The sequence below is a fragment of the Acinetobacter sp. AOR43_HL genome (assembly GCF_027854635.1).
Taxonomy (GTDB): Bacteria; Pseudomonadota; Gammaproteobacteria; order Pseudomonadales; family Moraxellaceae; genus Acinetobacter; species Acinetobacter pittii.
On the sequence record NZ_JAKTHX010000029.1, the window covers coordinates 303,014 to 316,779 of the forward strand.

Below are 13,766 nucleotides of genomic sequence, written 5' to 3' on the forward strand. Positions count from 1 at the left end.
GAGATAGCTTCTATTCATGAATAGAAGCTTCAATTTTAAGTTTATTGATAAATGATCGTATATTTTACTTGTGATGTTACCGTACCAGCAGTAGAAGCACCTGTAGCATAATATTCGGCATAATAGTTAAGATCAGCACTACCGCCTGCTGAAACATTTACCCATTGTGAATTCGTTTGAGTTTCATTTGTGCTTGTAGCAAGCACAGGAATTACAGCGTTATTACTGCCAAGTAACTGAATATTTACATTTGTTGCTGCACCAGAGGTTGCTTGGTTTAATAAACGACCCGTATTAAAGTCAACGGTTGCGCCTGGTTCAAAATAAGTTGCGACTTTACCTGCAGCGGTACAGTTCGTTAAATTAATTTGAAAAGGTGTACGACCAGCTACATCACCAGCATTTTTTAAGGTTTGAGATGAAACAGTGGGCAAATTGATTGTTAAATTTTTATCTCCAGTATCAATAGTACAAGTATTATCCGTGACAAGACCATTAATAGTAATTGTGCCATCTGCTGCTTGTGCATTTGCTATATTTAAGAGAGAAACTGCCGCCACAAAAATAAATTTTTTCATAAAATCCCCAGAATAGCTTTTTAAAATAAAATCCATTACTTTTCAGTAAGTTTATTCTGATTAAGTAAGGCGAAGGAAATATATCACTTTTCAATCAAAAAACAAGAAAAACATTATATTTATATATATTTTGATCAATTATTTTTATTAATAAAAATTAAAAAATTTATTTTTTATCATTTGGTAAAATAATTAATTAGTTTTTATTTAAAATGGAATTTAAAAAATAGTAATATCTAAGTAATTGTATTTTATTGAATTAATGAAATTTTAAAATATTTAAGATAATATACATCTAATATTTTTGATTAAGCCATTGTTTTTTAATGATAAAATTGTTTTGTGTATATCTTATAAATATATTTAATTTTTTAAGAATTTTTTAAGGTTCAATTCCTACTGTTTTAGTTGTAATTCAATAAAAGATAATCTGGAGTTCAGTTCCATGAATACTATGAAGTATAGCTATAAACCTAATTACTTTTTCTTTGCTCATAAATTAGTTTTATTTTTAAAGGATTATCTCATCAAGCATCCAACGGAGCAGCAAACAACGTTTAACTTACAAACGATTTATGACATCTTTAGCCATGATCTTGCTTCAAGTACAACAAACCTTGAAGGTATCTTAAATATTGCAGATGAATATGTCTTTGAAACAGAAGATGGCTTACTTCCATTAATTAGCAAGCATTCAGTCAATCTCAAAAATCATGTACTTTCTTTAGAATTTACACCTCAAGCCTTGTCAAGTCTGTTATCAGGTCGTTCGTTGGTAAATCCTAAAGCAGCTTAGATTTTCTTTTAAGGTAGAGTGAACTCATATAAAATTCATAAAATTTATTTTTAAGAGTTATTTATGAGTAAAGACTTTAAGGCCTTAACTTATATTGCGGATGAGAATGTAGCAGATACGGTGACTTGGCTTTTACACCATCAAGATGTTTTTGATTCTTTTAATTTTGATGTGTTGAGCCAAGAATTCACAGTAACGCATGCGGCAGGAAAGGATATTATTCGAGTCGGAACCTTTCTAAATGCTACTTACGGAATATTAGTAACTTCTATATAAATGAAAAAAGCCCTGAATAATCAGGGCTTTTAACTTTTCTAATTTGAGTTAAGCACTCATTGCATCTACTGATAAATCAGCAACTGTTGGCTTTGGTTTTTCAGCCGTTAAACCTAGTTTATTAAATAAAGCTTGGTCTTTACCTTCACCAGCATTTGGTGTGGTTAGTAGTTTATCACCAGAGAATAATGAGTTTGCACCCGCCATAAATGCTAATGCTTGGTCTGAATCACTTAATGATTCTCGGCCAGCAGAGAGACGGATATAACTATGCGGCATGATAATACGCGCCACAGCAATAGTACGAATCCACTCAATAACATCAAGCTTTTCAACATCAGCTAAAGGTGTTCCTTCAATAGGAACAAGCATATTGATTGGCACAGATTCAGGATGAATTGGTAGGGTAGCTAGTTCATGTAATAAACCAATTCGGTCTTCACGACTTTCGCCTAAACCCACAATACCGCCACTACAAACTTTCATACCAGCTTGACGAACATAATCAAGGGTATTTAAACGGTCATCAAAAGTACGAGTACTAATGATGTGAGAATAATACTCACGAGATGTATCTAAATTGTGGTTGTAGTAATCTAAACCAGCAACTTTTAGGCGTTCTGCTTGAGATTGGTTAAGCATACCTAAAGTCATACAGGTTTCCATACCTAATGCTTTAACTTCACGTACCATTTCTAAAACATAAGGCATATCGCGCTCATGTGGGTTACGCCAAGCAGCACCCATACAAAAACGTGAAGAACCTGAATCTTTTGCAGCTTTTGCTTCACTAATCACTTTTTCAACAGCAATACGTTTTTCTGCTTCTAGTTTTGATTCGTAATGTGCCGATTGTGAGCAGTATTTGCAATCTTCAGGACATTTACCCGTTTTAATAGATAAAAGGGTACTGACCTGAATTGAATTGGCAGTGAAGTGCTCACGATGTACTTGTTGAGCCTTGAAAACTAAATCCAAAAAAGGTTGTTCATATAAAGCTTGGATTTCTTCACGATTCCAATCATTACGTAGAGTCATTGTCATATCCATGATGATGGCATTAATTCACTATACATAATCATACAGAATTCGTATTAAAGCTATAGGGCAAAAAACATCATTTTTTTAATTTGATAGTTGAAGTTGATTAAGTTGCTGTTCAATTGCCCAATCAATATGCACATTGACGATTTCGTCATGTAAATTTTTGCCATTTTGTAGTTGATCTACAATTTCTTTTGAATAAGGAGCATTTCCTAATCCGATTGCAATATTACGTTTAAATGATTGATAACCTGTCCGGCGGATAGGGCTACCTTCCGTATTGGCTAAAAAAGTGGCTTCATCCCACTGCCAGATATCAAGCAGACTAATATTATCTAACCCATGTCTAGGATTAAAATCAGAAATAGATGCTGTTTTGGCAAAGCTATTCCAAGGACAAATTAACTGGCAGTCATCACAACCAAATATTCGGTTTCCAATACCTGCACGTAATTCTTCAGCAATAATTCCTTTATATTCGATAGTTAAATAGGCAATACAACGTCTTGCATCTAACATATAAGGCTCGACAATTGCTTGCGTCGGGCAAATATCAATACAAGCGCTACAAGAACCACAATGTGCTGTTGCAGGCTCGTCGAAAGGTAGCTCGAGTGATGTAAATAGCTCACCTAATACGAAAAAAGAACCTGACTTTTTATGAATGAGCAAAGTATGTTTACCTGTCCAACCCATTCCAGCACTTTCAGCTAATGATTTTTCAAAAATAGGTGCCGAATCTGCAAAAGGACGAGATTCAAAGTCACCAACTTTTTCACGAATTCGTGTTGCTAGGGTTTTCAATCTACCACGCATGACTTTATGGTAATCACGGCCACGTGCATAGCGGGCGATAATGGCAGAATTAGGCTCTAAAGGTACATATCGTGGTTTTGGCGATTCCACAAGATAATTCATGCGGACACAAATAATACTTTTTGTGCCAGGCACTAATAGTGTTGGATCAGCTCGTTTTTCTAGATTTTCTTCTAAATAAGTCATATCTGCATGATAACCACGTTCAAGATACTCTAAAAAACGTGGCATTTGCTCTTGAGCATCTGGTTTTGCGATGACACAATCAGCAAAACCCAAGTCTAATGCTTGAGCTTTGATCCATGCTTTTAATTCATGTGGATCAATTTGTTGCACTGTAATGCGTGATGTGTCGGAAGATGTCATAAACCAAAATGCAAGAGGATAATAATATGCAGGCGGTAGTTTACCATAGCGATGATATTCGAGCATGGGAGCTGCGCTGGTTTGCTGCGCAAAACTCCTCCTTAGGTTTAATGCAGCAAGCGGCTTGGTCAATTGCCCAGCAACTTATTGAGCTTTTTAACGATCGGGCTATTAAGAATATTGCTATTTGGTGCGGACAAGGCAATAACGCAGGTGATGGTTACTTTATAGCAAGTTACCTTAAACAAGCTGGATTTAATGTTGAAATATTTGCGGCTCAATTGGGTGAGTCAACCGATTTACATTGTGCAGCGCAATTTGCTAGAGAAATGAAAGCCCAAATTCATCCAAATTTTGATATTAAAAGAACATTTGATTGTCATATTGATGCTTTATTTGGCATAGGTTTAAACCGAGAATTAAATATAGATTGGCAACAAGTAATTCAAAAGTTTAATGAACAATCTGGTCTAAAAATTTCAGTTGATATACCTAGCGGGTTACAAGCAAATACAGGGCAAGTCTTACCTTGCGCAGTGAGAGCTGATCATACCTTTACTGTTTTAGGACTTAAAGCTGGATTATTTACAGGACAAGGAAAAGAATATGCGGGACAAGTTCGTTTAGTTAGTCTAATTCCTATAGACAACGAGTTGAAACCCTTAGCTTATTTGTCACCCACAAACATTAAACTTCCTCAGCGTATGGCATTTGGGCATAAGGGAAGCTACGGGCATGTTTTAGTGATTGGTGGACATGAGCAAATGGGTGGAGCAGTCATTATGGCTGCTGAAGCTGCCTTTCATGCAGGTGCAGGCAAAGTGACAGTGGTTTGTCATCGCAACCATCATCAGGCCATTTTGTCGCGGGCACCTAATATTATGCTTCGTGATATTAATGCTTTAGATGAAAACAATATTAAAGAGATTCTATCTCAGATCGATGCAATATGCTTTGGAATGGGATTAGGCCGTGACGATTGGGCAAAGCAGATTTACCAACAATGGTTTAATTTGTTAAATCAAAGTACACGCCTAGAAGTTGTTTTAGATGCAGATGCTTTATGGTTTCTGGCTAAACAGCCTGAAAAGTTAAATACACATATTTATGCCACACCTCATCCTGGAGAAGCTGCTACTTTACTTGGTTGCTCTACAGCGCAAATTGAAAATGACCGAATTGCTGCAATTTATGCCTTACAACAAAAATATGCAGGCCAGTGGGTACTTAAAGGAGCGGGTAGCTTAATTTTAGAAGATAATTTGTATATCTGTACGCAAGGTAATGCTGGTATGGGAACCGGTGGAATGGGAGATGTGTTAGCAGGAATGCTTGCAAGCTTGAAAGCCCAATTTCACAAAGGTATTGCATTACATGAGATTGTTACCCTTCATGCACAAGCAGGAGACCTTTTAGCTAAAAATGGTATGCGTGGCTTGCAGGCTTTTGAGATGAATCAGGCAATTATTCAAGTCGTAAATCAATAAATTTTTAACGTCTGCGACTGCTAGAACGACTTCGCCCACGTGCCATACCACCTAAAGCATTTAAAACAGACAGTTTGCTCATACTTCCCGATGCATGAGCATGGCAAATGGCAGCAGCAAGGGCATCGGCTGCGTCGGATTGAGGTTTAATGGTCAAATTAAGTAAACGCATCACCATCATTTGGACTTGTTCTTTATCGGCAGCGCCATAACCAACCACAGACTGTTTAATTTGGCGGGCAGTGTATTCTGCAACTTGTAAATCTAAATTCACTAATGCGGCTATGGCAGCACCACGGGCTTGTCCTAATTTTAAGGCAGAGTCTGGGTTTTGAGCCATAAAGACTTGCTCAACCGCAGCTTCAGTTGGACCATGGAATTTCACAATTCGCTCAACGCCAGCAAAAATACGTTTTAAGCGTTCTGGCATTTCTTGAGTTTCTGTTCGGATTGTACCGGCATCAACAAAACGTAGTTTACTACCATCTTTTTCAATGATTCCATAACCTGTTAAGCGTGAACCCGGATCAATACCAATAATCAATGCCATGTGAAGACTTATATAAATAGTTTAGAGAGTATTGTTACATAGCCAAAAAGGTTCTGCATGCGTAATTTAAAGAATGCTGCGATGAATGGTTATTTTTCGGTTTTTTATCGAACCAATTTATATCTTTAAAATCATTTGATGTAATTCTATTTTAGTGGAATACTTATCTATAATTTTGGAATTAAAGTTTATCGGTAGATGGAAGATATTAATATCCGCATTGCGCAGCAAGTGCGTGAAATACGTCTAGCGCGTGGATATACCCTAGATATTCTTGCTAGTCGATGTCAGGTAAGCCGCTCTGCAATTTCACTCATTGAAAGAGGAGAAGCGAGCCCTACAGCTGTTGTTCTTGAAAAGCTAGCAAATGGTTTAGGGGTGCCTTTGACTCAGCTATTTGATTCCCCCCAGAATACTCAATCGCCTCAACCTATGGTACGGCGTACTCAACAAGCAGAATGGAAAGATCCAGAAACGGGATATATTCGCCGTCAAGTTTCGCCACCAAATTGGAAATCTCCATTTCAAATCGTTGAAATTGAATTTCCAGCTCTGTCACGAGTTACTTATGAAACAAGTACGAATTCTAAAGTTGTATTACAGCAAATTTGGGTGATAGAGGGGCAAATTGATATTCAATTGGGTGAAAACTTTTATGCTTTACAAGAGGGGGATTGTTTGGCGATGCAATTAGATCAACCGATCATATATAGCAATCCTTCTTCTAAAGCTGCTCGATATATTTTAGTTGTATGTAATGAGCTCGTCTCTATTCTTAAGGAATCTTCATGATTAAAAATCTTAATCCAAATTTACGTTTAATCGATTGTCATGAAGCTACACATGCAAAGGCTATATTAGATATTTTGAATGAAGCAATTATCAATTCTACTGCTTTGTATGACTATTTGCCGCGCTCTGAAGACTCAATGAAAAATTGGTTCGGGGTTAAAAGGGAAAATGGTTTTCCTGTCATTGGTATTGTAGATGAGACAAACAAGTTATTAGGTTTTGCAAGTTGGGGAACTTTTAGAGCTTTTCCTGCCTATAAATATACGGTCGAACATAGTATTTATATTCATCATGAACATCGTGGCGGCGGATTAAGCAAAATTTTAATGCAAGAATTGATTAAGCGTGCTCAAGAGGCAGACTTACATGTATTGATAGGCTGTATTGATGCAACCAACCAAGCAAGTATCGGTTTACATGAAAAAATGGGCTTTATTCATGCAGGTACTTTTAAGCAAGTCGGTTTTAAGTTTGGCCAATGGTTAGATGCTGCTTTCTATCAGTTAAATTTAAATACACCGCATACGCCAGTTGACGGATAAATAATAAGGTTTTCAAATTTCAAGTTTTAAAATAACCCAGTTTATAAGGATGAATATAAGCTGGGCTATAAAGTTCAAATTATAAAATACCTAGCTGCTCTAATCCCTTATAAGCAATTTCTTTTCGAATAGAACTAGGTATGCCTTTTTTCATTTCTAAATTGAGTGAGAACGCTACAATTTCTCCTTGAGGTTGAACGATCCAGCCTGTAAACCAGCCCACTTGAGGATCCACATCCCATCCCCAACCACTTTTGGCATAAATTTTTCGTCCATTTTTTTCTTCTATGAACACCATAGATTGAACTTGTTCTTGCAGATTTTTGCTAAAAGGAAGAGTTTTATGGGCTAGTTCATAAGCAAACTGGGCTTCTTGTTGAGGTGTAATTTTAAGTGGACCAACAAGCCAAAAATCATCTACTTTTGAACCAATATCAGCATTACCGAAACCAATGCGTTTTACCTCTTTAGACATAAGATCAAGGCCAATTCGTCGAGCTAGTTCCTGATAAACTGGAATAGCAGAAGCTTTCATCGCATCGCCTAGAGTCATGTCCTTTTCCCAATCAGGAAACAAACGCTTTTGCCCATCCCATTTAAACACTTCAGTTGGTGTTGCTTTATGATGCTCAAGTCCAATCAAAGCATTTAACATTTTAAAGGTAGAGGCGGGAACATATTCGGTTGATGATCTTTTAAGATCATTGCCATAGATTTCCTCTGTTTGCCCACGTTTTATAACTAAAACACCTTCAGTTTGTGCTTGATCAAACAATGATTTAATTTTCTCTGAGTTTTTATTGGTAGAAATTGACTGTATTTGATGTTGTTGTACGGTATTAAAAGAACATGCCGACAAAAACATCGTACCAATGGCAAAGAAAAGAGCTTTTTTAGTCATGAGTTTATGTGGGTTTAAAAGAATTATTCTTTAATTTAACTTGAATAGAGGTACTTTTAGATAGAGAAAATGTAAGTTATTTAGGAAATTCTATATCTATGCACTACTTTTTTAAATTTTATAAAACAACTATATAAATAAAGGAATATATCCAATTTTTCTAAGAACCTAAGTTTTCAACTAGACTAAAAAACTGCTTTCTTGAAGGACTTTTCGTTTAACTAGAGTAAAAAAATTAAAATCTAATTGAAGTCGCACTTGATAAACTTGATACAGCACTCATTAATAATAAAGCATGTTTGTTTTTATCGAGTTAAAATCAAATGTACTCTAGTATTGCAGACTCTGGCTGTTTCGATAGGGTTGGGGCAAATAAACTGCAATGAATTTTCTTTTTGAGATAGATAAAGTTTTACATGAATTTACTTCTTATTGTAGTTCTGGGCGCGATTGTTGAAATTGCCGTATGGATTGGCGTAGCACAGTTCATCAGTGGATGGTATGTGTTCTTTTGGTTCATTCTTGCTTTCTTTATTGGTTTGGGCCTTATTCGCAGAAGTACTGCTGGTATTATGCCTCAATTACAGCAAATGCAGATGACTGGCCAACTCGGTAATGACCCAACAGTAACTAAAAAACTTGCTTATGCTTTTGCAGGTTTCTTATTAATGTTGCCAGGCCTTGTTTCTGATGTGTTAGCGGTTTTAATTTTGATCCCTGGTGTTCAAACTGCTTTCCGTAATATAGCCATGAGAACTCTTGCAAAACGCCAACAAGCTATGATGGATAAAATGATGGGTGGTATGGGCGGTAATATGAGTGGGCAAAATCCATTTGCTGATCTAATGCGCCAAATGCAAGATATGCAGAATCAACAAGGTGGTAGTAGTCAAGGTCAATACCGTGATTCAAGCATTATTGACGGAGAAGCGCGAGAAGTCACTCCAGATCACAAGAAAATTGAACATAAAAATAAGGATTAATAAATACCTTATCTAAAGGCCTAAACCTCCAAAGTCTAGGCCTTTTTTATTTTAAGAAGATACAAATTATTTAGTTAGAGATTCAGTCACAGCAGAATCTGTTTGAGCCAATTCAGTAGGGCTTTCTTGTGGTTTTGTTTGAGGTTGGTATTTGTTTGAAGCTAAGGCTGTTTGCTTATTTTCAGATTGTTGATAACCTCGGCTTCGGTTGGCTCGTTCGCGAAACCCACCTTTATTAATGAGCTTTGTATGTGACATGCATTTGCCTAAAATGTGAGATTATTCGCTTATTTTAACAAATTTGGCAAAATATCAAAATAAGAAAAATAGTCCTATAAAAATAATATTTAAGTTATATATATGTTTTTAATTAATATTTTTTAATTGACTCAATTGTTCATCCAGATTGAATTATCTATTCATTTCACATAGGATAAATATAAAGGATGTATAAATTAAAAAATGTAGCAAACCTATTAAAACAACAACAGTTGAAACGAGGGAAGGAGGGTTACCTATGCTATATCAATACCATTGTGCGTGTTGCGACAAAGTTGTGGCATCGACTGATAAATCATGTCCATATTGTGGTTCACAACATATTCGAAGCCCGTATGGCTTATGGATGTTTTGTGTGATGGCTTGTCTAGCTGTTGTCGTTGTATTTAAAGTTGTCCATATTTATATCCAGAATCATCAAGATACTCCAACGCAGTCAACTTTACTGGATGTATTAAATCAGGATGATAAAACGACAAGACAATAGATTTTGATTACAGCTACAAATGATATGGCGTCAAGGATGATTGCTAGAAGATTAAACCCTACATACCATAAAATTTGAACTATAAATAAAAAAGCCCGCTCAATGGCGGGCTTTTTTACGATTTTATTTTAGAGGCCAGCAGCATCTTTAAGGGCATCAACTTTATCAGTTTTTTCCCAAGTAAATGCAGAATCTGAACCTTCGCGACCAAAATGACCATAAGCCGCGGTTTGTTTGTACATTGGTTGAAGAAGATCCAACATACGAGTAATACCAAACGGTCTTAAATCGAAATGATCACGTACAAGTTGAATAATCAACTCATCAGAAACTTTTGCTGTACCAAAGGTATTAATTGAAATCGAAGTAGGTTCTGCTACACCAATTGCGTAACTCACTTGAATTTCACATTTGTCAGCAAGACCAGCAGCTACGATATTTTTTGCAACATAACGACCAGCATAAGCAGCAGAACGGTCAACTTTAGATGGATCTTTACCAGAGAAAGCACCACCGCCGTGACGAGCCATACCGCCGTATGTATCAACAATAATTTTACGACCTGTTAAACCACAGTCACCTACAGGGCCGCCAATAACGAACATACCTGTTGGGTTAATGTGGAACTTAGTAGCTGCATGGAACATTTCAGCAGGGATGATCGGTTTGATAATTTCTTCAATAACTGCTTCTTTAAGCTGGCTTTGAGAAATTTCAGGATCGTGCTGAGTAGATAAAACAACAGCATCTAGACGTACAGGCTTGCCATTTTCATAGGCAAAAGTAACTTGGCTTTTTGCATCTGGGCGTAACCATGGAAGGGCACCTGAACGACGAAGTTCAGCTTGACGCTCCATTAAGCGGTGAGCATAAGAAATCGGCGCAGGCATAAGCACGTCTGTTTCACGGCTTGCATAACCGAACATTAGGCCTTGGTCACCAGCACCTTGATCTTCTGGTTTTTGACGGTCTACACCTTGAGCAATTTCAGGAGATTGTTTACCAATCATATTGATTACAGCACACGTTGATCCATCAAAGCCAAGATCAGAGTGGTGATAACCAATACCGTTAACAGTATTACGAACAACAGCTTCAACATCAATATTAGCAGTCGTTGTTACTTCACCAGCAAGTACAACAGCGCCTGTTTTTACCAGTGTTTCACAAGCAACACGTGCGTATGGGTCTTCTTTTAAGATTGCATCCAAAATAGCGTCGCTAATTTGGTCGGCCATTTTATCGGGATGACCTTCGCTTACAGATTCCGAGGTAAAAACAGCGTACTCGCGCATGAAAGTCCTATCTTGGTTATTTCAAAAGACATAATATGTTACATCGACTTGAGCTTGAGGACCAGTTCATACTGACTAAAAAGCATGAATTTATTTCATTTATAGTGTGTTTTAATTGATAAGTGTATTAGCAAAATTGATATAGAAAGCTTTAATTTAAAGTATTTATATTTTAACAACTTCTTGCTAGTGTGTTTTTTAAACATATAACTTAATAAAAAATCTTAAATATCAGAATTTGAATTTTAAAGTAAAGAAACATGATCAACGCATACAAGATTAGCTAATTATTTTATTTATATATCAAAAGCTAACCAGATAAATACTCTTACCTTTAGTCGTTGTGCAGAAAAATGAACACTGTTTTGTATAACTTAAAGATTCAAATGTTTTTTGTGTAACCAAGAAACGGTTAAAAATAAAGAAATATACCGTGTTGGGGTTTACCCTAAGCCTTTTTTTTAAGACAATATAGCGGCATTGAATGGTTATTCATCTTCTTCTTTTCATCAATCTATTAAAATTGGATTCTGATCTATGACGACCCCTTTAAACGAACGTCGTATTGCAAATGCAATTCGTGTATTGGCAATGGATGCTGTGCAACAAGCAAACTCAGGGCATCCAGGTGCTCCAATGGGGATGGCAGATATTGCTGACGTCGTCTGGCGTGAGTTTTTAAATCACAACCCAACAAATCCACAATGGGCAAACCGTGACCGTTTCGTTTTATCAAATGGCCATGGCTCAATGTTGCAATACGCTTTGCTTCATTTAACAGGTTATGATCTTTCAATTGAAGATTTAAAACAGTTCCGTCAATTGCATTCTAGAACTCCTGGTCATCCTGAATATGGCTATGCACCGGGTGTAGAGACGACAACTGGTCCTTTAGGTCAAGGTATTGCTAATGCTGTTGGTTTTGCTTTAGCAGAAAAAACATTGGCTGCTCAATTTAATAAAGATGATTTAAAAGTTGTTGACCATTTCACTTACTGTTTCTTAGGTGATGGCTGTTTAATGGAAGGTATTTCTCACGAAGTATGTTCTTTAGCTGGCACCTTACAACTTGGTAAATTGATTGCTTATTATGATGATAATGGCATTTCAATTGATGGTGAAGTAGAAGGTTGGTTCAGCGACGATACAGAAGAGCGTTTCAAAGCCTATGGTTGGCAAGTTCTTCGTGTAGATGGTCATGATGCTGATGCGATTCGTCAAGCGACAATCGAAGCAAAAGCTGAAACTCAGAAACCAACAATCATTATGTGTAAAACGATTATTGGTTTAGGTTCACCGAATAAGCAGGGTAAAGAAGACTGTCATGGTGCGCCATTAGGTAAAGATGAAATTACTTTAACTCGTGAAGCATTAGGCTGGAACGAAGAAGCATTTGTTATTCCTGCTGATGTATATGCTGCATGGGATGCAAAAGCAAAAGGTAGTGAATCTGAAGCAGCTTGGAATGCGGTATTTGCACAATATCAAGCAAAATATCCAACTGAAGCGGCTGAGTTACTTCGTCGTATCAGTGGTGACTTACCAGCAGAATTTGCAGCGCAAGCAGATGCTTTCATTCGTGAAACAAATGCGAAAGGCGAGACAATTGCAACTCGTAAAGCAAGCCAAAATACATTACAAGCATTTGGTCCTTTATTACCTGAATTGTTAGGTGGTTCCGCTGACTTAGCAGGTTCTAACTTAACACTTTGGAAAGGTTGCCAAGGTGTTCAAGAAAACCCAGCTGGTAACTATGTCTACTATGGCGTACGTGAATTTGGTATGACTGCGATCGCTAATGGCGTTGCATTGCATGGTGGTTTCGTTCCTTACGTTGCAACATTCTTAATGTTTATGGAATATGCACGTAATGCAGTACGTATGTCTGCATTAATGAAACAACGTGTAATTCATGTTTATACACATGACTCAATCGGTCTGGGTGAAGATGGTCCAACTCACCAACCGATTGAACAAATTGCTTCATTACGTGGTACACCTAACTTAAATACATGGCGTCCTGCGGATACTGTAGAAACTGCAATTGCTTGGAAATCTGCTTTAGAACGCAAAGATGGCCCTACAGCACTTATTTTCTCTCGTCAAAACTTACCATTCCAAACACGTTCTGAAGAGCAAATTCAAAACGCTGCAAAAGGTGGTTATGTACTTGCTCAAGAAAAAGGCGAATTAAAAGCAATTATTATTGCAACTGGTTCTGAAATTTCTTTAGTAATGGAAGCTTATGCACAACTTGAAGGTGTGCGTGTAGTTTCTATGCCATGTGCAGAAGAGTTTATGAAGCAAGATGCTGCATACCGTGAAGCAGTATTACCAGCTCATATCCGTGCGCGTGTTGCTGTTGAAGCGGCTCATGTTGACTATTGGTGGAAGTTTGTTGGTCTTGATGGCAAAGTAATTGGTATGACAACTTATGGTGAGTCTGCGCCAGCAAAAGATTTGTTCCAATTCTTTGGTATTACGACTGAAGCTGTTGTTGCAGCGGTAAAAGAATTAACTGCTTAAATATTAAAGTAGTGTAAAAAAGCGCTCTAGATAGAGCGCTTTTTTTAT

Annotated in this window: 15 protein-coding genes; 8 read left to right on the forward strand and 7 right to left on the reverse strand. The window is 37.0% G+C overall.

Annotation, left to right across the window (positions count from 1 at the left end; genetic code table 11):
• Positions 1–41 precede the first annotated feature (41 nt).
• A complete protein-coding gene (locus MKL33_RS13280) occupies positions 42–578 on the reverse strand; it encodes a fimbrial protein (RefSeq protein WP_025468538.1) in 537 nt (178 codons plus the stop codon).
• A 445-nt stretch (positions 579–1,023) separates the two neighbouring features.
• Here MKL33_RS13280 and MKL33_RS13285 point away from each other — a divergent pair, with 445 nt between their 5' ends.
• Together MKL33_RS13285 and MKL33_RS13290 are read left to right on the forward strand one after the other, a co-directional pair.
• Positions 1,024–1,374, forward strand: coding sequence for a hypothetical protein (locus MKL33_RS13285; RefSeq protein WP_270907127.1), 351 nt, complete (start codon positions 1,024–1,026; stop codon positions 1,372–1,374).
• A gap of 63 nt (positions 1,375–1,437) precedes the next feature.
• Positions 1,438–1,650 (forward strand): hypothetical protein, encoded by a 213-nt coding sequence (locus MKL33_RS13290; protein WP_002121471.1) that lies wholly within the window; start codon positions 1,438–1,440, stop codon positions 1,648–1,650.
• A 48-nt stretch (positions 1,651–1,698) separates the two neighbouring features.
• Here MKL33_RS13290 and bioB read toward each other — a convergent pair whose 3' ends face one another.
• Both bioB and queG read right to left on the reverse strand, forming a co-directional pair.
• Positions 1,699–2,688, reverse strand: coding sequence for a biotin synthase BioB (gene bioB, locus MKL33_RS13295; protein ID WP_005069622.1), 990 nt, complete (start codon positions 2,686–2,688; stop codon positions 1,699–1,701).
• An 87-nt stretch (positions 2,689–2,775) separates the two neighbouring features.
• Positions 2,776–3,876: a tRNA epoxyqueuosine(34) reductase QueG gene (queG, locus tag MKL33_RS13300; RefSeq protein ID WP_032062391.1), complete on the reverse strand. Its 1,101-nt coding sequence runs from the start codon at positions 3,874–3,876 to the stop codon at positions 2,776–2,778.
• 26 nt (positions 3,877–3,902) lie between these two features.
• Here queG and MKL33_RS13305 point away from each other — a divergent pair, with 26 nt between their 5' ends.
• Positions 3,903–5,363, forward strand: coding sequence for an NAD(P)H-hydrate dehydratase (locus MKL33_RS13305; RefSeq protein ID WP_270907128.1), 1,461 nt, complete (start codon positions 3,903–3,905; stop codon positions 5,361–5,363).
• A 4-nt stretch (positions 5,364–5,367) separates the two neighbouring features.
• Here MKL33_RS13305 and ruvC read toward each other — a convergent pair whose 3' ends face one another.
• Positions 5,368–5,913, reverse strand: a complete 546-nt coding sequence (gene ruvC / locus MKL33_RS13310) for a crossover junction endodeoxyribonuclease RuvC (protein WP_002121356.1) — start codon at positions 5,911–5,913, stop codon at positions 5,368–5,370.
• A 198-nt stretch (positions 5,914–6,111) separates the two neighbouring features.
• Here ruvC and MKL33_RS13315 point away from each other — a divergent pair, with 198 nt between their 5' ends.
• Positions 6,112–6,705, forward strand: a complete 594-nt coding sequence (locus MKL33_RS13315) for a helix-turn-helix domain-containing protein (RefSeq protein WP_033849818.1) — start codon at positions 6,112–6,114, stop codon at positions 6,703–6,705.
• Entirely contained in the window at positions 6,702–7,247 is a 546-nt protein-coding gene (locus tag MKL33_RS13320) for a GNAT family N-acetyltransferase (RefSeq protein ID WP_002121393.1), read from the forward strand. Before MKL33_RS13315 ends, MKL33_RS13320 begins: the two co-directional genes overlap by 4 nt.
• Before the next feature lie 79 nt (positions 7,248–7,326).
• Here MKL33_RS13320 and MKL33_RS13325 read toward each other — a convergent pair whose 3' ends face one another.
• Positions 7,327–8,148: an OXA-213 family carbapenem-hydrolyzing class D beta-lactamase OXA-1150 gene (locus MKL33_RS13325; protein ID WP_119685493.1), complete on the reverse strand. Its 822-nt coding sequence runs from the start codon at positions 8,146–8,148 to the stop codon at positions 7,327–7,329.
• Positions 8,149–8,564: 416 nt separating this feature from the next.
• On the opposite strand from MKL33_RS13325, the gene MKL33_RS13330 reads away from it, so the two are divergent.
• Positions 8,565–9,131, forward strand: a complete 567-nt coding sequence (locus MKL33_RS13330; RefSeq protein WP_104074617.1) for an FxsA family protein — start codon at positions 8,565–8,567, stop codon at positions 9,129–9,131.
• 66 nt (positions 9,132–9,197) lie between these two features.
• On the opposite strand, the gene MKL33_RS13335 is transcribed toward MKL33_RS13330, so the two are convergent.
• Entirely contained in the window at positions 9,198–9,389 is a 192-nt protein-coding gene (locus MKL33_RS13335) for a hypothetical protein (RefSeq protein WP_002121357.1), read from the reverse strand.
• 259 nt (positions 9,390–9,648) lie between these two features.
• Between MKL33_RS13335 and MKL33_RS13340 the strand changes: the two genes are divergently transcribed.
• Entirely contained in the window at positions 9,649–9,897 is a 249-nt protein-coding gene (locus MKL33_RS13340) for a hypothetical protein (RefSeq protein ID WP_002121448.1), read from the forward strand.
• Positions 9,898–10,025: 128 nt separating this feature from the next.
• Here the strand turns inward: MKL33_RS13340 and metK are convergent, their stop codons facing one another.
• On the reverse strand, positions 10,026–11,192 hold the full coding sequence (gene metK / locus MKL33_RS13345) for a methionine adenosyltransferase (RefSeq protein WP_005069601.1): 1,167 nt from the start codon (positions 11,190–11,192) through the stop codon (positions 10,026–10,028).
• Between the two features lie 537 nt (positions 11,193–11,729).
• On the opposite strand from metK, the gene tkt reads away from it, so the two are divergent.
• Positions 11,730–13,718 carry a transketolase gene (tkt, locus tag MKL33_RS13350; RefSeq protein ID WP_270907129.1) on the forward strand — a complete coding sequence of 663 codons (1,989 nt, stop codon included), beginning with the start codon at positions 11,730–11,732 and terminating at the stop codon, positions 13,716–13,718.
• Positions 13,719–13,766: the final 48 nt, after the last annotated feature.